This is a genomic window from Gemmatimonadota bacterium (genome assembly GCA_040388535.1).
Lineage (GTDB): Bacteria > Gemmatimonadota > Gemmatimonadetes > Gemmatimonadales > GWC2-71-9 > Palsa-1233.
Genome location: JAZKBR010000004.1, coordinates 529,070 through 552,626 on the forward strand (window position 1 = coordinate 529,070; position 23,557 = coordinate 552,626).

The following is a 23,557-nucleotide window of genomic DNA, read 5'->3' on the forward strand; positions in this document are numbered from 1 at the left end:
AGCCTCCGCCTCGGGGTGCTCTAATCTACTCGCCTGAGATCACCTCCAGCGGCTTGATCCGCGCGGCCCGCACACCCGGCCGCCAGCAGGAGAGGAGCCCGGTTGCCAGCAACAGCGCGACGGCGGCGAGCAGCACCACCGGGCTGGTCGCCTCGACACGGTAGAGAAGTGCTCCGAGCCAGCGCGACTCGAACGTCACGAGCCCCAGTCCGACCAGCGTGCCCGCCCCGGCGTACCGCATCCCTCCCTGCACCACCAGCAGCCCGAGCGATCGTGGCGATGCCCCGAGCGCGAGACGAACTCCGAACTCACGGCGGCGCTGCCGGACGACATACGACATCAGGCCGAAGATCCCCAGCGCGGCCAGCGCCATCCCCGTCATCGCGAAGGCGGAGACCACGGCGGTCCATCGCCGAGGATCACCGAGGGCCTGCTCGAGATGCTCCTGCATCGGAATCTCGGTCGGCGCCAGATCGGGATCGAGCGAGGCAACGACCGCTCGCAGCGCGCGGAAGCTCGCCCCGGCGTCGAGGCGACTGCGCACCACAAGGTTGAGCGTTCGCGGGCCATCCTGCGCGAGTGGCGCATACATCCCCTCCGTGGCCGAGGCGAGCCCGAGGTACGGGACATCGCCGACGACACCGACTACTGTGGTCGGCGGACAGGTCGAACAGCCGCCGTTGTACAACTGCCGACCGATCGCACTCGATCGCGGATAGTATTTCGCGGCCCAGGCCCGGCTGACGATGACGACGGGCGGGGCCGTCGCCGAATCGCCCGGTGTGAAGAGTCTCCCTTCGAGCAGCGGGATCCCTAATGCCGCGAAATAGCCGGCTGAGACGGTCGACCACGGCACCACCGGCTGTGCCGTTCCGGTGGGCACCGGCCGATCGAGCAAGTCAAAATTGTTGACGTCGCCGCCGTTGTCGGGCGGGATCGACCCAGCGAGCCCAGCCGCAGTCACCCCGTTGAGCTCGCTCGCACGTGACTCGGCGAGCCGCCAGAAGGCCTGGCTCGTGGCCGGGTCACCGTAGCGACCGCCGGGGAGTGCGATCAGCACCGCGTACACTCCAGTCGGATCAAAGCCGGGGTCCACGCGCTGCAATCGAAGGAACGACGTGAGCAGAAGCCCGGCTCCGGTAACCAGCGGTAACGCGAGCGCAAACTCCGTGGCTACGAGCACACCGCGAACGATGCCGGCCCGTCGCCCCGGGCCGGTTCGCGCGGGCGAGATCGCGAGCGATGCCGCGCCGTAGCCACGCACCAGTCGCGACGAGAGTGGTGCCAGTGAGATCAGTGCACCCGCGACAAAGGTCAGCACCAGTGCAAATGCGACGCTGCGACCATCCACGACAAGTTCGCCGAGCCTCGGCAACGTCGGTGCGACCAGTGCGGTGCCCTTGATGGCAACGAATGCGATAACGAGTGCGAGAACCCCCGCGGCGGCCACGAGCACGAAACACTCGGTGAGCACCAGCCTGATGAGACGCCGACGTCCCGCGCCGAGCGCCACGCGAACCGATAATTCGTGCTCCCGACTCGCGGTTCGCACCAGCATCAGGGTCGCGACGTTGGCAATCGCGAGCAGGAGCACGAGTGCAACCGCACCCGCAAAGAGCTTCACCTGCCCGCCCGCGTCGCCGATGACCGCATCGCGGAGGGGATACGGCGTCAGCCGCGCTTCGCGATCCTGAAACCCGGCAACCCAGAGCGGAAAGAGCCGTTCGCTCACACCAGCGAGGTCAGCACGGGCGTCCTCCAGCGTCACTCCGGGCTTCAACCGGCCGATGGCACCGAAGCCGAATGGCCCGCGCCGCAACGGTGTGCGCAGCTGAAGAATCGGCCACGCTTCGGCAGTGATGCCGCCAAGCTCATCGCGACCAGCCGGCAATACGCCCACCACCGCGTGGGTCACACCATCGATGGTGACCCGCCTGCCAATGGCCTGGTCAGGACCACCGAGCAATCGCGCGGCGAGTCGGTACGACACCACCACAACAGGAGCGGCCGAGGGCGAATCGTCCTGCGGCTCGAGTAGACGGCCCCGCAGCGTCGCGACCTGCAGCGTGGCGAAGAAGCCCGAGGTGGCGCGGCCGACGCGCACACGCTCAGGTGCGCCGGCGCCGGACAATGACGCCGTCGTCGCTTGCCACGCCCCGAATGACTCCAACGTACGCTGCTGGGCGGCGATGGCCTGGAGATCCACCACCGAGAGTGACCAGCGATTGGTCGCGGAATTCTGCTGGTAGACGCGGACGAGTCGGTCAGGATCAGGATAGGGCAGCCCGGCGATCAGCACCCGCTGCACCACGGTGAAGACGACAGTTGCCGCCCCGATGGCCGCGCCGAGCACGCCAATCACGGTCAACGTGAAGCCGGCATTCCGGCGCAATGCGCGAATCGCATAGTGCACATCAGCGAACCATTCTCGCAGTGGGGCTACGCCGCTCGCGTCCCGGATCTCATCCTTGGTGCGCTCGATGCCGCCGAACGCGATCGCGGCCTCACGCGACGCCTGCGCACGGCCGTCGCGTTGCCGCGCTGCTGTCTCGCGAGCGACGTGATCGCGCATCTCCTCATCGAGCTCGGCCTCCTGTCGCGCGTGAAAGAGGAGGGCCTTGCACCGCTCGAACAGGTCACGGAGCGGGTTCATGCGCCACCCGGCGCGAGCTGCACTCGCAGGATCTCGTTGATCGCGCCCGATGCGCGCTGCCAGCTCGAAGTCTCAGCGGCCAGTTGCCGCTCCCCCAGGCGCGTCAGCAGGTAATAGCGGGCGCGGCGGTTGTTTTCCGACATCCGCCATTCTGCCTTGACCCATCCCTTGCGGAGCATCCGCTGCAGCGCCGGGTAGAGTGACCCCTGATGCACCTTGAAGACATCATTCGAGAGGAGGTCGATGCGCTGACCGATCCCCCAGCCGTGCATTGCGCCGAGGGAGAGGGCCTTGAGCACCAGCAGTTCGAGGGTGCCCTGCAACAGGTCGTTGGGTTCGTCGGCCACCGCTTCCTCCAGATTGTCTGGAGGGAGGATACGCGGCCTTCTCTAGACGGTCAAGAGGACCTCCCGAACTGCCGGACGGCTTCCTTCCCTGTTGCCCGCGCCGCAGGATTCTCAGACGCTGCCAACTTCTTCGCCAGCTTGCCGGCCGCCGCTTTCACGCCCGGCCGCCTGCGCCCGATGGAGCGGAGCGCCCAGCTCACCCCCTTCCGGACGAAGTTCCGCTCGTCGGTCGCGGCCTTCTCGATCAGCGGCAGCGAGGCGATGAAACGCGCATCAGGCGACTCCTTATCGTGGGCGCCGAGACTCGCGAGCAGGGCGAAGCCGGCGCGCTTGACCCATTCATCCTTGCTGCCGGCCCACTTGGCAACCTTGGTCCACGCGTGCGGTGACAGGTCGAAGAGGTGAAAGCAGACCGTGTCGGTGATGCCCCAGTTGTCGAAGTCCTTGCACCAGCGATCCATTTGCGCTGGAGTCAGTTTGTCGGGCTCACCGAGAAAGGCGGCCATCATCCGCGCTTCATACCAGTCGTGCTGCCAGAGCGCGAGCGCCAGCGCATGATTGCGCCCGATCCGCTTCGCCTCCTTCTGCATCACACCGACTGCCACACCAAAGGCCTTCTCCGCCGGCAGGGCGTAGCGTGGCATCGCGTCGCGGGTCTTTTTGGTCCCCTGCTTCCTGAGCCAGGCCACCACCTCGTCGGCCGTAACCGGTGGCACTGGAGCACCCTTGGCACTCGTCTTCTTCACCGTGCGCTTGGTCGCCACGTCGTCCTCCTCAACGAGTGAGAGCCGCCGCCTACTCGTGGCGACTCAAGGGTCAACACCCACACTCGCGTAGTAGCCAGCCACCGCTGCCTGGCCACCCGCCCTGGTGTACAGATCGGACACCCTGCTCTCGATCGCGCTCGCAATCACCTCAGCCACCTGCTCGGCGGTCTGCGAGTTCGGAAACGAACGCGAGTCGGGGCCTCCACCGAGGGCATTGAGGCCGAAGTCGGTCTGGACGATCCCGGGCGAGACCAGCGTGAACTGGATTCCGGGGTGGGTGGCCTGCACTTCTTCCCGAATCGTGGCGGTAAGCGCGTTGAGGAAATGCTTCGCGCCCGAATAGGCCGAGCGGAACATTGCCATTGGAATCCGGCCGAGCATCGACGAGATGTTGATGACCTGCCCGGTGCCACGCTCCATGAAATGAGGCAGCACTTCCTGCATCCCGTAGAGCGCGGACTTGATATTGACCTGCATCACCTGGTCGATGTCCTCGTCGGTCAGTGCCGACGGCACGCGGGTTATCCCCTGCCCCACGTTGTTGATCCAGACGTCGATCTGACCGAAGCGCGCCAGTGCAGTCGCGACCACTCCGCGCACTTCTGCGCGCTTCGTTACATCGGTAACCACCGCGATCGCATCTGCGCCGCATTCGGCCGCCACCGCCTCAAGCTGTTCCCGCCGGCGGGCCACGAGGATGAGCCTCGCCCCGCGCGCGGCAAGGAGTCGGGCCGTGGCCGCTCCGATCCCTCCACTCGCGCCGGTAATTACCACCACTCGCTGGTTCATTTCGCACCACCCTCTGGCTGGTCACGCGCCGGGGCGCACTGCCCTGGCGGACCCCGGAACGGAACCCTGTTCAGCGCGTTTCCGCTATCCCTCCCGGCAGGATAGACTTCCCCTACCTCGCGCCTCACTGCCCCAACTCGGGAACCGCCATGCGACCGACCCCTGCCGAATACAACCCGTACTTTGAACGCTACATCTCCCTCGTCCTCGTCGAAAAAGTGGTTCCGATCCTGGTGAGCCAGGTGACGCCACTGCGGGAATTGCTGCGCAACCTCTCCGATGACCGCGCCGGCTATCGCTACGAACCAGGCAAGTGGAGCGTCCGCGAATCGCTCGGCCACATGATCGATACCGAGCGGGTCTTCGGCTACCGCGCCCTCTGGGCGGCCCGAGGTGCGACCGCCCCGCTCCCAAGCTTCGATCAGGATGCCTTCGGGATCACGGCCCACCACGATAGCTGTTCGATCGGTGAACTGGTCGATGAGTTCACGGCGCTGCGCGAGAGCCACATTCACATGTTCAATCACCTGCCGGTCGAGGCGTGGACGCGCACCACGATTGCTGGCGACCATCCGCTCTCCGTGCGTGCCTCGGCATTCATCATGGCCGGACACGTCATCCACCATACGGCAGTATTCCAGGAGCGCTACGGGCTATGATCACTTTTCTCGGGACCGGGCTGCTCGGCGCGAACTTTGTGCGGGCGCTTCGCCGCCGCAAGGAAGAGGTCCACATCTGGAACCGCACCGCCGGCAAGGCCGAGGCGCTCGCGACTGAGGTCGGCGCGACGGCGTACACCGATCCGGCCGATGCCGTGCGCGGCGCGAGCCGAGTACATCTGGCGGTCTACGACGACGAATCCGTCGATGCGGTGTTGAAGGAGGCGGAAGCCGGGATCGGACCCGACTGCATCATCGTCGATCATACCACGACGTCGCCAGCGCCGACCCTCGCGCGGATCAATGCGTGGGCCGAGCGTGGTATCCGCTTCCAGCACGCCCCAGTCTTCATGGGTCCGCCCAATGCGCTCGCGGGTACCGGGACGATGCTCGCCTCAGGTGACCGCGCGACATTCGACATGGTGGCCCCGGCTCTCGAGCTGATGACCGGGAAGCTGGTCTACCTCGGCGCCGACCCGGTACGCGCTGCGGCGATCAAGCTGATGGGCAACCTCTTTCTGCTGGGGATGACTGCAGGGATCGCGGACATGTTTGCCCTGGGCGATGCGCTCGGTGTTGCCCCCGCGGACGCGACCCAGCTCTTTGAATGGTTCCCGATGGCCACGATGGCACAGGGCCGCGCAGCGAAGATGCGCGGCGGTGATCTCGGCCGCCCCAGCTGGACGCTCGAGATGGCCCGCAAGGACGCCCGGCTGATGATCGAGTCGGCGGAGTCGCACGGCGGGAAACTCGCGATGATCCCCGCAGTCGCCGCCGAGATGGACCGCTGGATCGCTTCGGGACACGGCCAGGATGACTGGATGGTGATCGGTAGCGGGCCGTCGAAGTGACCCGCTCGCGCCGAGATTTCCTTGCGTCGGCGGCGAGTGCAGCGGCATTCGTCGCGCTGCCGACTCGCGCTGCCCGTCCTCAGCCCACAACTGCGGAGCTGCCAATCCTGGGCCGCGGAGACTTCCGGTACACCATGGACCATCACTGGGCCAAGCTGCCTGCCGGGAAAAGGTTTGGTTATACCCACGGCATCGTGGAGGATCGCGCGGGACGCTTCTACATCGCGAACCAGAGTCGTGATGCCATCGCCATCTTCGACGGGCAGGGCAACTTTCTCTCATCGTGGGGCCAGGCGTACGCGAAGGGTGCCCACGGCCTCCGACTCTCGGAGGAAGGCGGTACCGAATACCTCTACCTCGCCAACACCTCGCTGGCCCAGGTGGTCAAGACGACGCTCGATGGCGACGTGGTGTGGCAGGCGGGTCGCCCGTACCTCGCGGGTGTCTACGCCCCGGACCGGGCGTACAGCCCGACGGAATCAGTGGTAGGGCCCAACGGGATGTTGTACGTGGCCGATGGCTATGGCCAGTCGTTGATCCACATCTACGACAGCAAGGACGGCAAGTATCTCGACTCCTTCGGCGGGCGCGGCAGCGAACCGAGCAACCTCAAGCAGCCGCACGGCATCTCGATTGATACTCGGAGCGGAACGCCGCTGTTGCAGGTCTCCGACCGGGGTAACATCCGGATTGTCAACTTCACGCTGGAGGGGAAGTACCTGGGCGAGGTGCTCACCAAGGCCGACCTGCGCTTCCCTTGCACTTCGCTGCATCGCGGCGACCTGATGTACGTCCCCGATCTGTATGCCCGGATTTCAATCTTCGACAAGGGGAACAAGAAAGTCGCCGACCTTGGCGACTATCTCGAAGGGAAACCGTTCCAGTCGGAGGCCGATTTCGGCACGACCTATCCCGACCTGAAGGGATATCCCAACATTCCTCCCGCAAAGCGGTTGCAGGACCACTTCATTTCACCACACGCCCTCTGGGTCGATCGCGCCAGCAACATCTATGTCGTCGAGTGGATCGAGGACGGCCGGGTCACCAAGCTCACCAAGGTGTAAGCCTTACGGCGATTTCGCGAGGTAGGCCGCGCGGATCGCCGATGCCGTCTTGTGCGCCCCGGTGTGACTCCACCCCGGGGGCATCACCAGATACGCAACCTTGTTCTTCAGGCCGGGCGCCTGCTTCACATCGCGCGCCAGCGCAACCAGTTCCCCGAAATAGAAATCGCGGAAACTCCCCACGTCGATCGGGCGAGTCACGCCGTACTCGGGCGGCATCGTGACTTCCTCGTGCTGTAGCGTGCCGAAGGCGCGATCCCAGACATTCAGCAGGTTGCAGAAGTTGGTGTCGATGTAGAGCGGATTGCGCGCGTGGTGCACCCGGTGGTGCGATGGCGTGAGGATGAGCCGGTTGAGCGGACCCAGCCGGCCATCGCGCAGCAGGTGTTCGCCCGCGTGGATGAAGGTCCCCCAGAAGCCGTCAATGAACATGATCAGGAAGAGCAGCGGTGGCGAGACGCCGAGGAGGATGCAGGTCGACGTCCGGACGATGTCGGCGTAGGGCGCCTCGAGGAAGAAGTGCGCCTGGCTGACAAACAGGTTCATCGTCTCCGGCGCATGATGCGTGCTGTGCAGGCACCAGAGCAGCCGGACCTTGTGGGCGAGGTAATGGTAGAAGAAGTGGCCCAGTTCCCAGACGATGTAGCCGTAGATGATCCAGTACCAGGTGATCCGGCTCTGGAAGATGGCGTAGGGCGAGAAGAGCCCGATGCAGAAGGCGAGCGCGGCGATGGAGATGAAGGTGCCGAGCACGCGGTTGAGCACGTAGGTGAAGAAGATCACCTTGTACTCGCGGACCTTGAAGTTCTTCTCGACCAGCGCGCGCACGATCTCGAACACGAGCAGCAGCGGCAGGAGCGGGCCGATCGCGCCGGTGAAGCCGTCCCAGGTCCGCAGTCGGCTGTAATCGTGCGCAGCCGCCATGTCGAGCCAGGATTGCACGCCGAAGAAATTGATGAATTCGTGCCAGATCACGACCAGTGGATGCATTGCCAGACCCTTGAAGAGAGGCGGGAGGCGCGGCTATCGCGAGTCGACCCGGAAGCGGTCGATTCCGACGAACGGGTCACCGAAGGAGCGGTAGATCGATCTGCCGTCGCGCGACACGAGAAAGGCTCGTCCTCCTTCCGGCATCTTGAGGGTGCCGAGTGGCGTGCCGTCGGCGCGGGTCAAGGCGAGGTAGATATCCCACCTCGGATGTTCAGGGTCATCCACTGTTTCGGGCCGGAGTCGTTCGAAAAGCAGTGCGTACCGGCCCTCGCTCAATTCGCCAAAGCCTCGGATCGTGGCCGGGGCGACCCAGGTGCCGGAGGCCTTCACCTCGTGAACGGTGTTGCCCGGCACGAGCGGTTTTCCGAATACGTGCGCCGGGCTCTCCACTAGAGACCAGGTCCCGGGGTTGAAGTGCGCGATCGCGAGCTGTCCGTCGCGGAGGATCGCAGCACGGTAGCCGTTCCCAGTCCGTCCGAATGAAGCGTCTTCCTCGGTCGGGGGGAATTTCTTCTCGAGCAAGGCACCGGACGTGGAATACACCAGGACGGCCGGCGCCTCTTTCCGGAAGACGTACTGGATGAGGTGCAGCCGATCGCCGACCAGTCTGATCTGCGAGACGTAGGGCGACGCGATCGTGAATGACCGTGTGAAGGCACCACCGGCGGCAAAGACGGATATGCGCTGCTGGGCGACGTCGGCGACGAAGAGGTCGCCATTTTTGGCCACGGCGAGACTGACCGGCCGCGAGAACTCACCGGGGCCCTCGCCTTTCCCGTTGCCCATGACGCGTCGCACCGTGCCATCACGATTGAAGACAATGACCTTGGGCGACCGGTTGTCCAGGACGTACAGCGCGCCGTCGGCGCCCTCAGCCAGATCCGCGATATTGCTCAGCATCCCGCCGTCGAGCCGGCGTTGGGCCGGAGTGCTGCCCGCAGGGCCGGCGGGATCTTCCCAGCCGAAGCGTTGCAGCGGGCTCAGGCGAAATTCCTGGGAGGGAAGCGCGGCGGCGCTGCAAGCCAGGAGAGTGAGGGCCAATGAAGCGCCGCGCCGATCTGACACTCTCATTCGGTGGCCTCCGTCTACCAGCGCCACTGAAGCCCACCTTCGATGTTGATCCCCGACAGGTTGAGCGGGATGCCGGGGCGATGCGACAGATCGAACGAGAGGCGATATCCAGCGCGCATTTCCACGCCGACCCCGCCCGCCAGAGAAGCACGCAGGCCACCCGCGAAGATCGCACCGCTCGCAACCCCTGATGCTTTCTCAAATCCGCAACACGAGTCGAATCGATCCTCGAGCGGAACAAGGCTCAGCCCGGCGCCGAGAAAAGGCCGCACTCCCGCAACGACGGCCGGCCGCTCGTTGAGCAGCATCACGTCAAACGGATGCGCCGTCGCACCGTATGCGTTATAGCCCTCATCGCCAAAGCCTCCGACATAGTCGACATATTCCGCCGAGAGACGACTCAGCCGGAACTCGATCCATTCATGAGCTCCGAGCCTGAACCCGAGCGCAGCAGCAGGCGCCGACGTCCCGAACCTCACGCCCCTGCCGCCAACCGAGGCTGAACCAAAGCCCACGTGCACATACCCCTTCGGGAGCTGCGCGCCGACGGGGGTCGTGTACATCAACAACGCCGGAAAGAGGGCGATTCCTGCCACAACACCTTTCACGATTCAGCTCCCGAGGGGGGCAGGCTTCAGTCTGGGGAAAATCACGTGGGCGCGGGGACACGCCCGACAACGACCCCATCGGCGTCGGCCCAGAGCCAGTCACCCGGCTTGAAATGCGCATCGCCAAAGGTGAGCTCTCCGCCTGCCTCTGACGAATCTCCCGACTCGCCGCGCCGCGGCACCGCGCCCAAAGCCCGCAGCCCAACGGCAATATTCGCGGTGAGCCCGGTGTCTCGCACGGCGCCATTTACAATGACGCCGGCCCAGCCGTTCTGCTGGGCAAGCAAGAGCGATCGCTCGCCGACGAGTGCCACGACCAGCGAACCACCGCCATCAACTACCAGCACACGCCCCTCCCCTGGGCCCTCGAGCGCGCGCCGAACCGGCCGGTAGTCCTCGTGCACCGCGAGGGTCGCGATCGGTCCGGCAAACTTCCGGACGCCGCCAAAATCACGCAGCGGTGCGTGCACAATCTGCACCCCTCCCGGATGATCATCGGCGAGGTCAGCGGTGGCCCACTCGGGTTCGGTCACGGATTCAACTCCGTCCATTCGACCAGGTTCACGGCGACACGCCCGCCTGGAACTCGCCGACGAGCCGGAATGGATTGGTGCGGCCTTGAGGCACAGGGGCTCGCTGGATGTTTGCTGGGAAAGGGGTGTCGCGAGTGTTCGACCCGGACACGCAGAATTCTAGCGCCGGGCCATGCTTCTGGTAACCCCGATCGGGGCGTCAGACGTGCCGGATCCACTCCCGGATCACGCCCTCGACCGCCGCACGGCGCGCGGTGAGATCATCGAGGTCCCGCACGGTCAGCAGCGCACGATCCTTCGCGAGCCACTTCAGCAGCTTCTCCGGGTCGGCGATCCGCACGATGGCGCCTTCATGTACCTTCGCCCCGAGGTGGAGCACGATCTGGATCCCCTGACTCGCTCGGACGTTGATAGTCGCGAACCACTCCGAGGTGCGGAAACTCGGCGCGTTCCACTTGATCCCTTCGGCAATCGAGGAATCAACACCGAGCATGATGGTGCGCACGAGATCGAAGGCCGGGGTGTTGCGGTGTTTCAACTCGGCGAGGAAGTCTGTCACTGCGGGAGTGCGGCCGCTCACTGCGGCGGCCCCAGAGGTGGCATACCCGCCGCAGCCCGGTTGCGCGCAACCTGATCGCGGGGGACCAGTGGTGCGGCACAGTCCGTGATCCGGATGATCGACATTCTGGAGGTTTCAGGCCAGGTCAGCTTACTCGTCCGCGGTCCAACGCAAGTCTCACCTTGCTGGAACTGCACCCGGATGGCCATCGTGACGGGGCGTGTCCGCTGGCCCACGCGCAGAGGCGCCAGTCGCCATTTGGACACTGCATGGACCGCTGGCCGCACGAACGCGGTGTTGGTGCTGCTCAGGACCTTGATCGAAGCGCTGTCCACCGCCCCAGCCACGTTGACGACAAAGTTGAGTGCCACCTCGCCTTCGACGCCTGCCGAGCGGAGGACCGGTGGATAGAGCGGCAGCGGATTGGAGTCGTTCCACGCCATGGCGCTCGTCGTGCCGCAACCACTCCGGTTATCACAAATCGGTAGCAGGACGACACCTTGCACCGGCACCGCGCGGGCGCAGCCCGCGACAGCGAACACTCCCAGCAGGATCGGCGCAATCGTTCGCATCACAACCTCCGGCGCACTGAGGCGCCCTTGGGCCAGTAGGCAAACTCCGGCTCATACACTGCGGCCTCGAGATCCACCAGCCGATCGCGCAGGTAGGTCTGCGCATCCGACACCGCCGCGTTGTAGACTGACGGGGCCACTTCCTTGAGGAAGAAATCGAGCAGGAGCCCCGCCTCGATATCACTGAGTTCTGCCTCGATGTTCTCCGAACAGTACCGCTTGATCGACGCGAGCGCCTGCTTTCGGGAATCGTCAGTGAGGGCGATTGGCATGATTTCAGATCTCCCGCCGCACCGCAGCGGTCGCGGCATCACCGGTATTCGGCGTTCCGGCACGCTCGATGATCATCAGGTGCACTTCCTCGGCGGCCACGGGTCGGTGCTCGACTCCCTTGGGCACCACGAAGAACTCGCCGGGCTCGAGCGTGACACTCCGATCGCGCATCTCGATCACCAGTTCGCCCTTGAGCACCAGGAAGAAGTCATCCGTGTCATCGTGATGATGCCAGACGAATTCTCCCTGCGCCTTGACCACCATCAGGTCGTGGCCGTTGAACTGCCCCACGGTGCGAGGCTGCCAATGTTCGCTGAAGCTGGCGAGTTTGTGCTCGAGGTTCACGACATTACCGCCCATCCAGCACCTCCCGTACCTTGGTCAGCAAGTCACTCATCGCCCACGGCTTGTGCAGGAAAGGTACCTCCGGCTCGAGCTCGATCGATTCGTGGACTTCCCGGGCAGCATAGCCACTGGTGTAGAGGAACGCGACATCGACCGCGTCACGCCGGAGCGCCCGATACAGTTCCCGCCCACCCATGTTTGGCATCACCACATCAGAAATCACCAGATCCAGGGCATCGCCGAGTTCCGCCACGCGCTGTAACGCCTCCTCGCCGTCAACGGCCGTGAATACCTGATAACCGAAGCGCTCGAGTACCCGCGTAGCCGAACGGCGAATGGACTCTTCGTCATCGGCCACCAGGATCGTTTCGGTCCCGCCGCGGAGGGGAACGTCCGCCGCCACGAGTACACCGGGTTCCGGTTGCATGATCGCCGGGAAATAGAGCCGCACGGTCGTGCCCTGGCGCGATTCACTGTAGATGTTGGCGTATCCCTCGTGTTGTCGCATCAACCCGTAGACCATCGAGAGGCCGAGACCGGTGCCGACGCCCTGTGGCTTGGTGGTGAAGAACGGATCGAAGACCCGTTCGAGATTCGCGGCATCAATCCCGATTCCGGTGTCGCTTACCGAGAGACAGAGGTACCGCCCCGGCTTTCCCCAACCCTGGGCCGTGCACCACTCCTCATCAAGCAGGCTCGAGGTCGCCCGGAGGACGAGCAACCCACCATCCGGCATGGCATCGCGCGCGTTGGTCGCGAGGTTGAGCACGATCTGCTCGATCGCTCCAGCGTCGCCCATTACGCCGGGGAGCTCGGGGTCGGTCTCGATCACCACCCGGATGGTGGCCGGAAGGAGCCGACTGAGCGTCGACCTCCACTCCTCACAGAGGGCCCCGATCGCGAGCGGGCGGAGGTTTACCATCTCCCGCCGCGAGAAGGCGAGGAGCTTGCGCACCATCTCGGCTCCACGGCTGGCGGCACCGCGGAGCTCAAGCACATCCTGTCGCAATTCCTCCTGTTCCGCCGGAAGACTTTCAACCAGAAGATCACTGTTCGCGAGGATCACGGTGAGGATGTTGTTCAGATCGTGCGCTATGCCGCCGGTGAGCTGACCGATCGCTTCCATCTTCTGCGCCTGCCGGAGCTGATCCGCCAACTGCTTGCGATCCGTGATCTCGGCGGAGACGCCGAGGACCTGCACGGCACTGCCATCTCCCGGATCGAGCGGGACCTTCACCGACTCGAACCACCGGAGGGTTCCGTCGACCGGAGAGGTGAGCTGCTCCTGGAAGATGCGCCGGGCGCCGCCGGTTGCGATCACCTCGCGATCGGCGGCGAGGTACTTGCTGACTTCATCCGGATCAAGATTGAAGTCGGCATCGGACTTCCCCACCAGCCCAGCCGGGGTTGTCCCATAGACCTCGGCCATCGCGCGATTCACGAGGGTGTATCGCCCGGACTGATCTTTCACAAAGATCAGGTTCGGGTCCGCATCAATGACCTGGCGGAGAAACGCCTCCTGTACCCGGAGCTTCGCGGCGATTTCGCGAGTCGCCTCGAGTACGCGCAGGCTCACCCGACGATGCACGGCGGCAGCGCCGAGGGCGGTCGCGAGCACCAGCATGGAGCCGAAGGTGACCGACGCCGTGAGCGCGGAACCAGTCAGCAGGAGATGGCTGTCCGGCAGTTCGCCGCCGGGCAGCGGCGTAAAGTGCGCCGCTGCCATCGCCGTGAAGTGCATCCCCACGATGGCCGCTCCCATCAGCATGGCGCTCACGACCTTGCCCACCTCGGCCGCGCGAGTCGTTGGCAGACGGTAATGGTGGGCGAGCCATAATGCCGCCGCCGCGGCACTGATCGCGACGGCGATCGATGCCAGTACGAGGAGCGGATCGTAGCTGGTGATGACGCCGGCCCGCAGCGCCGACATGCCGAGGTAATGCATGCCGGCGATGGCGGTGCCCATCAGCAGGGCACCGATGAGCAGCGAGGCAACCCCGAGTGTGGTGCGTGCTGAAACGCTGAGTGCGATGAGGGAGGCGACGAAGGCAACGAGGACCGAGAGGAGCACGCGGGGAATGTCGTAACCGATCGGCACAGCGAGCGAAAACGCGAGCATCGCGACGAAGTGCATGCTCCAGATCCCTACGCCCATGGCGAACGCCCCGGCGATCAGCCAGAGCATCCGTTGGCGACCGGCAGACGCCGCCACACGCCCGGCGAGATCGAGGGCGGTATAGGACGCCGCGATCGCGATCAGCAGGGAGAGTGCCACCAGAAACGGATCGTAGCTACCTGACACGGGGGCCTGTCACTCCTTCCATCCTACGAGCGATTGGGGGCTGCTCGTGGAACCGGTACTGTTCGCAGAGATGGAGCGGAGTCGCGCCCGAGGCTGCGAGCCGTGGAACTACACCTGCACAGGATCGGTAAACATGTCGACACTAATGATAGTAATCATTGTCGTGATCGTATTCGGCGGCGGCTGGGGCTGGTCGCGCCGGGGTCGCTAAAGCGCCTTGCCGAAGCGGCGACCCGTTTCCTGCAGCCCGACCCGCTGGTAGAACGCGCGGGCGCCATGTAGCGATTCATAGGTGGTGACCGAGAGGCGCTCGCAACCAGACTCGCGAGCCCGGGCCTCGACTTCCGCGACCAGACGACGGCCGACCCCGGCCCCGCGCGACGCAGCATCGACCACCAGCGCAGTCAACCACGCCACGTCGCGCGCGCGATTGAGCACACCGATGATGTGCATTGTGGCGAGCCCGAGAATCTCTCCATCGCGAACGGCCAGCAGGGTACGAACACCGCCGCGACTGAGTCGTTCCAGTCGCCCCGGGATCTCCTCGGGCAACACCGCATAGCCGAGCTGCGTCAACAGGCCGGCAACGGCGTCGGCATCCGCGGGCGTCGCGTCGCGGATTACAACCATCGCTGCACCGTGACCCCTGGCCCGAACGCCGCGCCAACGCCAGCGGTGATGCCCTGCCCTGATACGCTCAACTCACGTAGCCGTGGCAGACGCGCGAGGTGCGCGATGCCCGCATCGGTGAGCTGAGCAACACTGTCAAACGTCACGCTTTCCAGCGACTCGATGCCGGCGAGCAGTTCCGGCGTTCGATCTGTGGCCCTGGTATAGCTTGCGAAGTATTTCTTCAACGACGGCAGGTCGGTGAGATGTGCCGTTGCCTCGTCGCCCGTTTCACGGCAGTACATCAGCACCAGAGACTCGAGTCTGCTGCACTTCCCGATGTGCCGATATCCTGCATCCGGGAGATCGATCGGCATCAGTTCACGCAGCGCGGGAAAGTCAGGGAGCGTCGCCACGGCTTCGTCCGCCACGTTGACGCAACTCACCGACAGCGACTCCAGCGCTGGCATCGTCGCCATCGCCGCGAAGCCACGAGTGCCGAGGTTGCGACAGTGCCGGCCCCAGATATAGGCGATCGACTGCGACCGACTCAGTGCGACGAAGCCATCGTCGCCCGCCGGCGCATCCTGACATCCGAGGAAGCGGAGTCGTGGCATTGCCGCGATGTGAGGCATATGCGCATCGGTGGCATCGACTCCGAGCCAGCCGAGATTTGCCAGCGATACCAACGGTGCCATACCGGCCGCGGTGATCGCGAGTTCCCGAGCATCGAGGTTGAGGGCGTAGAGGCCGTCGAGCCCGCGCAATTGCGCAAGACCCTGGTCCGTGAACGAACCGCGCAGCAGCAGGTAGTTGGGCTGGGCGTCGTAACTGGTCAGACTCATCACCGCGTCGCCCCCCTGCCATTGCGCGAACACCGGATACTCGTGCAGCACTGCGAGCCCGCGGTCGGTGACTCCGTTGCCGCTGCGCAGCGCCTTGAGCCCCATTTTCCCGGCGAGGGCACGGAGCGCCCCGTCGGCGGTCGGTGTCCCCTGCAGGTTGACCTCCTGAAGGTGATGGCACCCAGCGGCGAACTGTATACCGGCATCGCTGACCGGTGTCCCCGCGAGCGAGAGCCACTCGAGTGCCGGAAGTTCCCGCAGCACCGCGAGCCCGCGGTCGGTCACGCTGGTCCCGCTGAGATCGAGTTGACGTAGTCCTGGCAGGCGTGCGAGCGTCAGGACGCCGGCATCGGTCACCTGCGCTGATCCATCCAGCCTGAGAGAAGTCAGCGAGCCGATGCGGGAGAGTGCCTCGACCATGGTATCGGTGACCTGACCGCCGCTTTCGAACCCGATCGCACCGCGCTCACTCATAACTGCAATCGCGGCGCTCCAGTCGCGGGACTCCTCACGCGAGGCATCCGGGAAATGCGTTCGCACCGGCCGCTGCATCAGCCGCGCCGAGTCGGCGGTCAGGCCTTCGCAATGCCGAACGAGAGCAGCCCAGTCCTCGAAGCGATGTTCTCGGGCAATCAGGAAGCGGGCATCGTCGAGAGTGATGTCGGCGTCGATCCCGGGTGACCCTGCCGGGCGCCCCAGATCGAGCTGGACATAGCTGCGCATCGCACGCCAGGCGCGCCGATGCCAGGTGAGGGCGTAGTGCCGCTCCATCGCGTCGGGAGTTCCCAGGTGATACGCGTCCAGCAACGCCACAACCTTTTCATCAAACTCGGCCCGTGCTCGTGCCTGCGGCGTCGCCACCCCCTCGTTGCTCATCACCACCTTCCTCCACTCGAATGCAACTGGCTGAATCCCGTGGCCGTCGCGCTACTCCAGATTCTCCTGGATAAACGTCGGGGAAAGATGAACATCGACCTGGACGAGGGGCGTCTCGCCGATGTTACGGAACGAATGAATCTCGCCGGCCTTGATCACGAAGATGTCGCCCGCACCGCCTTCGAACTCCACGCCGTCGACGTTCCACAGCCCCCGCCCTTCGCGGACGAACTGCACCTCATCGTACGGATGACGATGCGGTCCAGGACCCCGTCCGGGCAAGGCACTCAACAGGAACACCGAAATGTTGACGTCGCCCTGGTTGGCGCCGATGAACTGATGGGAACTGCCGACAAAGGGAAGTTCCTCCTGCCGCACGTGATGCATCGCTGCCTCCAAGACTTCGAGTGTTTGTCTAGACACAGGGGTAATTTGATTGACATTCCCTCGACACAACGACACCTTTCAGCCGATGACTTCTCCCGCGGCAGGCCAGCACAAACACCCGATGCGTCTGGTGATCCGGCAGAGCGGGCTCTCCGCCGATGTCCTGCGCGCCTGGGAGAAACGATATCAGGCGGTCACACCCGAGCGCTCCGCCGGTGGCCAGCGTCTCTACTCCGACGACGACCTCGTTCGCCTCTCGCTGCTGCAGCAGCTCACCACTTCCGGTCGCAACATCTCTCAAGTGGCACGACTCTCAGCGGTCGAGCTGCGAACCATGCTCGCGAGTACGACCGGCCAGCGCCCCTCGCCGGCCTCGGCCGAAGATCCTGACGAGAACGGGATCCAGGTACTGCAGGCCCGGATGCTCGACGCGACCTCGCGGCTCGACGACCAGGAACTCGATCGCCTGCTGGGGCCGGTGGCACTCCGGTTCGGCGCCATGACTGCGATCGAGCGGGTGATTGTTCCGTTCCTTCACGAGATCGGCGCACGCTGGCATCGCCACGAATTGAACCCGGCCCACGAACATCTCGCCACTGCCGTCGTGCAGCGGGCGCTGCATCGCATTCGGGAGGGAACGACGCCCCCGGAACACGCCCTGCGTCTGGTCGTTGCGTCGCTGCAAGGGGAACGTCACGAACTCGGACTCCAGATCGTCGCGGCCGTCGCGGCGAGTGAGGACTGGCGCGTCATCTTTCTGGGGGCCGACCTTCCTACCCGCAGCCTGGTCGAAGCGGCCGCGAGCGCCGATGCCAGGGTGCTCGCGATCAGCATCGTATCGAGCACGCCCAGCACGCCAGTGGTGGCGGAGTTGACGGAGCTGCGTCGTGCCCTTTCACCGGGAGTCGCACTCGTAGTGGGTGGCGCTGGGGCGGCACAGTTCCACGATCAGCTGCAGCCGCTCGGCATCCACGTGCTCGGCGACCTCACCCAGCTGCGGGCGTTGTTGCACACCTTCCACGACCGGGATCGCTAAGGCGCCACCCCGAACCGCCGCGCGAGCGCCGCCGTGCGGAAATCGAAGATCGCCTCCAGTTGTCGCCGCACCATGACACGATGCGCCAACGCGCCGGCCCACCCCAGTGGCAGCGCATACTCCACTCGATCCGCGACCAGTACGCCGCCCGGCACCGCACGGAATGCGTGACGATGCAACCATCGGGCGTAGGGCCCGACCAGCATCCGGTCGGCGAAGTGTGCCCCCTCGACATACTCCTCGATCACCGACTCCCAGCGCATTGGCAGTCCGAGCCAGCGGATTCGATACTGAATCCGCGTGCCGTTCCGGACCGTTGGGTCGCTCGCCGCGCGGACCTGGAAATTGAGCCAGCGCGGCGTGAGCTCGGAGAGGTTGTGCGGGTCCTTGAAGAAGGCAAACACCGCTTCGAGACTCCCGGGCACGACGAGTTCGCGCTCAAGCAATTGCGTCGTCACGCCGCTTTCCGGAACCAGGGGATGAAGATGCTGACCTGCCGCTGATAGCGCCGGTATGCATCGCCACGACTCCGCAACGCCTGCGCTTCGGTATGCGGGATGCCGGTAAGTCGAAAGAGGAAGAGGAGCATGGCGACAGGCCCCACCCAGGTCAGTACCGTGCCACCACCGATCAACACGTAGGCCCACCAGTGCAACCACTCAAAGAAGTAGTTTGGATGCCGGGTGTAGCGCCACAACCCCACCTCGCACACCATTCCCCGATGGCAAGGGTCAGCGCGGAAATGGGCGAGCTGACCGTCGGCAATCGTCTCGCCACAGACCGCGACTGCCCACACCAGCACGCCACACCACGCCAGCAGCGTGAGCGGGCCGCCGTGCATCGCCCCAAAAATCGGCAGGGAGAAGGTCAGGGCGAAGCCGGCCTGCGCCTGATAGAAGAAGAAGTACCCCAACGGAGCACGGGCGCCCCAATGTTTCCGCAGGTAGGCATACCGGCCATCCTCGCCGCGCGACGGGAGAACCCGGTCGCGCCAGAGGAAGAGGGCGAGCCGCAGGGCCCAGAGTGCAGCGATACTCGCCACCACCACCTTGCGCTGAGTATCCGCCTCGACGAACCACGGATAGAAGAGGGCCAGGAATCCGAGGCCCGCCGACCAGGCCACATCCACGCTGGTGGCGTCACGGGTGCGCAGTTGCACGGCCCAGAGCAGAATCATTGCGATCGCGATGATCAGCCAGCCATACCAGAGTGGCTGACTCATGCGGCGACTCGGACCGGCATGACTGCCCCTGCCTCGACGTGCGTCATTGCGCGGGGCATCGCGAAGATCAGCTGGACGCTGCCGATGACCGCCTCGCGGAAGCCACCCTCGCAATAGCAGAAGTAGAAGCGCCAGAGCCGTCGGAATTCATCGTCGAAGCCCATCGCCGCAATCCTCGACCAGTTGAGTTCGAACGCCATCCGCCACCGCGCCAGGGTTTCGGCGTAGTGCGGCGTGAGGTCTTCGAGCTGCACCATCCTGAGCGGCGTGTCTCGCGCCGCCCAAGCCAGGGTCGAGATCGAAGGGATGCAGCTGCCAGGGAAAATGTACCGCTTGATGAAGTCCATCTCGCGGCGTGCCGAGTCATAAAAGCGGTCCTGGATCGTGATGGCCTGGATCGCGGCCATCCCGTCGTCGGTCAGCAGCCTCGCACAGGTCGCGAAGTAGTCCTGGTAGAACTCGTGCCCCACAGCCTCGATCATCTCGATGGACACCAGCTTGTCGAACGTTCCGGTGAGATCGCGATAGTCCTGGAAGAGCACGCTGACACGATCGGCCAGACCGGCCGCGGTCACTCGCGCGAGCGCCAGTTGATGCTGCTCGGCCGAAATGGTAGTCGTCGTCACCTGACAGCCATAGGTCGCAGCTGCGTAGATGGCGAAGCCGCCCCACCCGGAGCCGATCTCGATGACACGATCCTGCGGCTGCAGATCGAGCTTTCGGCAGAGCCGATCGTACTTCGCGATCGACGCCTCGCGCATGCTCGCCTCGGGGTCTTCGAAGATGCCGGCCGAGTAGGTGAGCGTGTCATCGAGGAACGCGGCAAAGAACTCGTTTCCCAGATCATAGTGCGCGGTGATGTTCTTGCGACTCCCCTGCCGCGTGTTCCGACTGAACCAGAGGGCAAGCCGCCGTACCGGTATGAGAAGTCGAGCCGGCCCCCGCTCGAGACCCTCGATCGACTCGCGGTTGCGCGCCATCAGTTGGATCACCGCGGTGAGGTCCGGGCAACTCCACCACCCCTGGCCATATCCCTCGGCGGCGCCCAGATGGCCGCCCAGCGCGATCGCGCGATAGAACCGCGGGTCGCGGACCTCGATCGTCGCCGCCGGCCCAGCGCCATCGCCCACCGTCCACAACTGAGGCCCGTCAATCAGGGTGAGTTGACCGGCGTTCAGACCCGTGAGCCTGGAGATCACCAGGCGCTTCCAGAGACCAGTCGCGTTCATCGCTTTGCTTCCACGGATGGATGGGAATGGAACGGCACGCGCTTCAGCCACAACCGGAATGCCTGCCAGTAGATCCCGGCGGCCACGACCATCGTCATGAGCGGAAACCGGATCATCGTCGCGGCGAGATGTCGGGCGGTGAGGGGTTCCCGGTGCAAGGCGAGCGCGGCATCGAAGACACGGACCCCTGCCTCTTCACTCGCCATATACACGCCGATCCGCTCACCGGGCGCACTGAAGCTCCACTCATAACCTTGCGTCATCGACATGAACGGAGAGACGTGAAAGGCCTTGGCGAATCGGTGCAGGTGGCGCTCGAGCGTGTCACCGTGCCCGCGGCAATCCATCACATAGGCGTGCCGTTCGCGCCACGGCGTGTTGGTGACCTCTGCAACGATCGCTTCGAGGATCGCGCCAGTCGCATCGTAGCAGTAGTAGAAGCTCACCGGATTCATCGAGACGCCGACATACCGCAGGTGCGTCAGCAGGTGGATTGGCCCGGTCGGTGCGAAGCCGAGTCGCGACGCGACCAGCGCGCACACGGCATCGGCGAGGGGTATCTCGGCGCTGCCGAGATAATCGGCGCGACGGAATCGGATCGGCGCGGGGCGCGTCGTCGACCAGAACCAGCGGCGCTGGAACAGCGTCGGCAACTCGTCCAGGTCGAGATAGAGCATGAACAGCGGCAAGCGGAAGGTGTGCGACAGTGGCCTGAGGCGCCGGTGCACGACGTGGCCGCAATAGATCGCGCTTCTCACGCCCCCGCCTCGATGGCCGCGACCACCCGGTCGGCACTGCGGACACCGTCTTCGTGGAAGCCGTATCCCCAGTAGGCACCGCAGTAGTGCGTGCGACCGGTACTGATTTCATGGTGGCGTGCCTGGGCTGCCATCCCGGCAACGGTGTAGACCGGATGGCGATACCGGAGGCGGCGGTAGACAGACTCCGGACGGATCCGCTCACTCGCGTTCAGTGACACGCAAAAGGTGACCGGCGCCTCCAGCCCCTGCAGCATGTTCATGTTGTACGTGACGATAGCAGGTGCGTCGGCCTCGTTGCCAACGAGATAGTTCCAGCTTCCCCATGCGGCGCGACGTTTCGGCAGCAATGAATCGTCGGAGTGGAGGACGACGTCGTTCTCCTGGTAAGGGAGCGCGCCAAGAACTTCGTTCTCTGCGCTCGTCGGGTCGGCCAGCATTGCCAATGCGTCGTCGCTGTGACAGGCCAGCACCACCTGGTCGAACCGTTCGCCGTTCACCGTGACGCAGCCTGCGGAGCGACGCACCGCAGTGACGCGTGTTTCCAGACGGATGCGGTCTCGGAACGGCGCCACCAGCGCATCGACATATCGCTGCGAGCCTCCGGACACCACCCGCCACTCTGGGCGTCGGTTGACCGAGAGCATGCCGTGATTGCTGAAGAACTGGACAAAGAAGACCACCGGCATCTCGAGCACGCTGGCGGGTGGGAGCGACCAGAGCGCTGAGCCCATCGGGATGAGGTAGTCACGCCGGAGTTCGATGCCGTATCGATTGGCATCGAGGTACTCGCCGAGGGTGCCTGTTGCCCTGCCCGACTCGACATCGCGTGGCGCGGCACGATTGAAGCGGGCGATGTCGCGCAGCATCCGGTAGAAGGAAGGCCGCACCAGATTGCGTCGCTGGACGAAGAGCTGTTCGATAGAGGAGCCGTTGTACTCGAGGTCAGTCGCATCGGCGCGAACCGAGAAGCTCATCGACGTGGGCTCTGTCGCGACGCCGAGCTCCGCAAGCAGCGCCGTGAAGCGGGGATAGTTCGTCTCGTTGTAGACAATGAAACCGGTGTCGACGTTGCGCAGGGCGCCGAACCCGGCAAGCGGCACCGTGTGCACGTGCCCGCCAATCCGGTCGTCGGCCTCGAACAGGGTCACCTGATGGCGTGGGTGCAGCCGATGCGCTACCACGAGCCCCGCGACTCCGCTGCCCACCACGGCGATCTGCACGCTATGCACCCGCCTCGAGAATCCGGCGTGGCACGGGTCGCAGATCGTGAATGACACCGAGACGCGCGAGGATCCAAAGGAGGTAGTAGGTGAGGTCGAACTCCCACCAGTAGAAGCCCTGGCGCGCCGATCCCGGAAAGCGATGATGGTTGTTATGCCACCCTTCGCCGAAGGTGATCAGGGCGAGTGCGAGGGAGTTGCGGCTCTCGTCGTCGGTTGCATACCTGCGGCCGCCGAGGGTGTGAGCCAGCGAGTTGATGAGGCAGGTCGCATGGAAGAGCACGACCGTGCTGACAAAGAAGCCCCAGACGACGAACGACCATCCCCCCAGGGCGAACAGTGCCGCCGCGAGCAACGCCGGGACCACGATGTCGAATCGGTCGAGCCAGCGGAGTTCGGGGAAGCGGGCCAGGTCGCGCACTTCGTGGAGGTCGGTCGGGAAATTCACCGCGGCCGTGATCCATCCCATATGACTCCACCAGAAGCCATGCTGCACCGGCGAGTGCACATCGTCGGCGGTGTCGGCGTGACGGTGGTGCTTGCGATGATGCGCCGCCCACCAGAGCGGACCACGCTGCACCGCGCTCGCGCCCATCAGCGCCAGGCCGAACTGCACACCCCGGGATGCTCGAAACGCGCGGTGGGAGAAGTACCGATGATAGAAGCCGGTGATGGCGAACATTCGGATGCCATACAGTGCGAGCGCTACCAGCATCGCGGAGCGATCGAAACCCACCACCAGCACGCCGAGGCAGGCCACATGCATCGCGACGAAAGGGAGCACCCGGACCCAATCGACCCCGCGCGACAGGATGACCTCGGCCGCGGGGAGCGCACCGGCGTCAAACCAGGCTCGGATCCCCCGTCGCCAGGATGAGACGGGATCAGCAGGTGTCGGATTACCCATGCGGGAGGATAGCTACGCTGTCTAGCTATTGTCAAGCTAATTCATAGATATATATTGACTTTTGCCTACTACACTCCGCGAG

General features: G+C 64.8%; 26 protein-coding genes. 4 read left to right on the forward strand and 22 right to left on the reverse strand.

The features are described 5' to 3' along the window. Positions 1-25: 25 nt before the first annotated feature. The 4 genes from V4558_12330 to V4558_12345 are packed head-to-tail and all read right to left on the reverse strand — an operon-like array spanning position 26 to position 4,556. On the reverse strand, positions 26-2,653 hold the full coding sequence (locus V4558_12330; protein MES2306292.1) for an ADOP family duplicated permease: 2,628 nt from the start codon (positions 2,651-2,653) through the stop codon (positions 26-28). Beyond that, a complete protein-coding gene (locus tag V4558_12335) occupies positions 2,650-3,000 on the reverse strand; it encodes a PadR family transcriptional regulator (protein MES2306293.1) in 351 nt (116 codons plus the stop codon). The genes V4558_12330 and V4558_12335 overlap by 4 nt, the downstream gene beginning before the upstream one ends. Before the next feature lie 50 nt (positions 3,001-3,050). After that, a complete protein-coding gene (locus tag V4558_12340; protein ID MES2306294.1) occupies positions 3,051-3,764 on the reverse strand; it encodes a DNA alkylation repair protein in 714 nt (237 codons plus the stop codon). 45 nt (positions 3,765-3,809) lie between these two features. Beyond that, on the reverse strand, positions 3,810-4,556 hold the full coding sequence (locus V4558_12345) for an SDR family NAD(P)-dependent oxidoreductase (GenBank protein MES2306295.1): 747 nt from the start codon (positions 4,554-4,556) through the stop codon (positions 3,810-3,812). A gap of 149 nt (positions 4,557-4,705) precedes the next feature. Here V4558_12345 and V4558_12350 point away from each other — a divergent pair, with 149 nt between their 5' ends. Genes V4558_12350 through V4558_12360 form a run of 3 tightly spaced genes read left to right on the forward strand, consistent with a single transcriptional unit; the run spans position 4,706 to position 7,130 of the window. After that, positions 4,706-5,215, forward strand: coding sequence for a DinB family protein (locus V4558_12350; protein MES2306296.1), 510 nt, complete (start codon positions 4,706-4,708; stop codon positions 5,213-5,215). Next, entirely contained in the window at positions 5,212-6,066 is an 855-nt protein-coding gene (locus V4558_12355; GenBank protein MES2306297.1) for an NAD(P)-dependent oxidoreductase, read from the forward strand. The genes V4558_12350 and V4558_12355 overlap by 4 nt, the downstream gene beginning before the upstream one ends. Next, entirely contained in the window at positions 6,063-7,130 is a 1,068-nt protein-coding gene (locus tag V4558_12360) for a 6-bladed beta-propeller (GenBank protein MES2306298.1), read from the forward strand. Before V4558_12355 ends, V4558_12360 begins: the two co-directional genes overlap by 4 nt. 3 nt (positions 7,131-7,133) lie before the next feature. Here the strand turns inward: V4558_12360 and V4558_12365 are convergent, their stop codons facing one another. The 12 genes from V4558_12365 to V4558_12420 all read right to left on the reverse strand — a co-directional run bounded on the left by V4558_12365 (position 7,134) and on the right by V4558_12420 (position 17,100). Next, a complete protein-coding gene (locus V4558_12365; protein ID MES2306299.1) occupies positions 7,134-8,120 on the reverse strand; it encodes a sterol desaturase family protein in 987 nt (328 codons plus the stop codon). 33 nt (positions 8,121-8,153) lie between these two features. Next, positions 8,154-9,191, reverse strand: coding sequence for a 6-bladed beta-propeller (locus V4558_12370; GenBank protein MES2306300.1), 1,038 nt, complete (start codon positions 9,189-9,191; stop codon positions 8,154-8,156). Positions 9,192-9,205: 14 nt separating this feature from the next. Continuing rightward, complete coding sequence (locus tag V4558_12375) at positions 9,206-9,799, reverse strand: hypothetical protein (protein ID MES2306301.1); 594 nt, start codon at positions 9,797-9,799, stop codon at positions 9,206-9,208. Between the two features lie 41 nt (positions 9,800-9,840). Next, positions 9,841-10,332: a ribonuclease E activity regulator RraA gene (gene rraA, locus V4558_12380; GenBank protein ID MES2306302.1), complete on the reverse strand. Its 492-nt coding sequence runs from the start codon at positions 10,330-10,332 to the stop codon at positions 9,841-9,843. A gap of 199 nt (positions 10,333-10,531) precedes the next feature. After that, positions 10,532-10,912, reverse strand: coding sequence for a DUF1801 domain-containing protein (locus V4558_12385; protein MES2306303.1), 381 nt, complete (start codon positions 10,910-10,912; stop codon positions 10,532-10,534). After that, positions 10,909-11,463 (reverse strand): TonB family protein, encoded by a 555-nt coding sequence (locus V4558_12390; protein MES2306304.1) that lies wholly within the window; start codon positions 11,461-11,463, stop codon positions 10,909-10,911. Before V4558_12390 ends, V4558_12385 begins: the two co-directional genes overlap by 4 nt. Further along, on the reverse strand, positions 11,463-11,735 hold the full coding sequence (locus tag V4558_12395; GenBank protein MES2306305.1) for a DUF2164 domain-containing protein: 273 nt from the start codon (positions 11,733-11,735) through the stop codon (positions 11,463-11,465). Before V4558_12395 ends, V4558_12390 begins: the two co-directional genes overlap by 1 nt. 4 nt (positions 11,736-11,739) lie before the next feature. Beyond that, positions 11,740-12,096 carry a cupin domain-containing protein gene (locus V4558_12400; GenBank protein ID MES2306306.1) on the reverse strand — a complete coding sequence of 119 codons (357 nt, stop codon included), beginning with the start codon at positions 12,094-12,096 and terminating at the stop codon, positions 11,740-11,742. Further along, positions 12,086-14,383, reverse strand: a complete 2,298-nt coding sequence (locus V4558_12405; protein MES2306307.1) for an MHYT domain-containing protein — start codon at positions 14,381-14,383, stop codon at positions 12,086-12,088. Before V4558_12405 ends, V4558_12400 begins: the two co-directional genes overlap by 11 nt. A gap of 207 nt (positions 14,384-14,590) precedes the next feature. Continuing rightward, the gene (locus tag V4558_12410; GenBank protein MES2306308.1) at positions 14,591-15,013 is read right to left on the reverse strand and encodes a GNAT family N-acetyltransferase; all 423 of its coding nucleotides are present in this window, start codon (positions 15,011-15,013) and stop codon (positions 14,591-14,593) included. Then, positions 15,004-16,713, reverse strand: coding sequence for a hypothetical protein (locus V4558_12415; GenBank protein ID MES2306309.1), 1,710 nt, complete (start codon positions 16,711-16,713; stop codon positions 15,004-15,006). Before V4558_12415 ends, V4558_12410 begins: the two co-directional genes overlap by 10 nt. Positions 16,714-16,764: 51 nt before the next feature. After that, positions 16,765-17,100 (reverse strand): cupin domain-containing protein, encoded by a 336-nt coding sequence (locus tag V4558_12420; protein ID MES2306310.1) that lies wholly within the window; start codon positions 17,098-17,100, stop codon positions 16,765-16,767. 85 nt (positions 17,101-17,185) lie between these two features. Between V4558_12420 and V4558_12425 the strand changes: the two genes are divergently transcribed. Further along, positions 17,186-18,136 (forward strand): cobalamin-dependent protein, encoded by a 951-nt coding sequence (locus V4558_12425; protein ID MES2306311.1) that lies wholly within the window; start codon positions 17,186-17,188, stop codon positions 18,134-18,136. Here V4558_12425 and V4558_12430 read toward each other — a convergent pair. From V4558_12430 to V4558_12455, 6 genes are read right to left on the reverse strand one after another with little or no spacing between them, the layout of a single operon-like run. Next, entirely contained in the window at positions 18,133-18,594 is a 462-nt protein-coding gene (locus V4558_12430; GenBank protein ID MES2306312.1) for an SRPBCC family protein, read from the reverse strand. The genes V4558_12425 and V4558_12430 overlap by 4 nt on opposite strands. Further along, positions 18,591-19,358, reverse strand: coding sequence for a DUF1295 domain-containing protein (locus V4558_12435; protein ID MES2306313.1), 768 nt, complete (start codon positions 19,356-19,358; stop codon positions 18,591-18,593). The genes V4558_12430 and V4558_12435 overlap by 4 nt, the downstream gene beginning before the upstream one ends. Beyond that, positions 19,355-20,587 carry a cyclopropane-fatty-acyl-phospholipid synthase family protein gene (locus V4558_12440; protein MES2306314.1) on the reverse strand — a complete coding sequence of 411 codons (1,233 nt, stop codon included), beginning with the start codon at positions 20,585-20,587 and terminating at the stop codon, positions 19,355-19,357. The genes V4558_12435 and V4558_12440 overlap by 4 nt, the downstream gene beginning before the upstream one ends. After that, on the reverse strand, positions 20,584-21,345 hold the full coding sequence (locus V4558_12445; GenBank protein ID MES2306315.1) for a DUF1365 domain-containing protein: 762 nt from the start codon (positions 21,343-21,345) through the stop codon (positions 20,584-20,586). Before V4558_12445 ends, V4558_12440 begins: the two co-directional genes overlap by 4 nt. Continuing rightward, entirely contained in the window at positions 21,342-22,568 is a 1,227-nt protein-coding gene (locus V4558_12450) for an FAD-dependent oxidoreductase (GenBank protein MES2306316.1), read from the reverse strand. The genes V4558_12445 and V4558_12450 overlap by 4 nt, the downstream gene beginning before the upstream one ends. A 1-nt stretch (position 22,569) precedes the next feature. Further along, positions 22,570-23,475, reverse strand: coding sequence for an acyl-CoA desaturase (locus V4558_12455; protein ID MES2306317.1), 906 nt, complete (start codon positions 23,473-23,475; stop codon positions 22,570-22,572). Between the last annotated feature and the right edge of the window lie 82 nt (positions 23,476-23,557).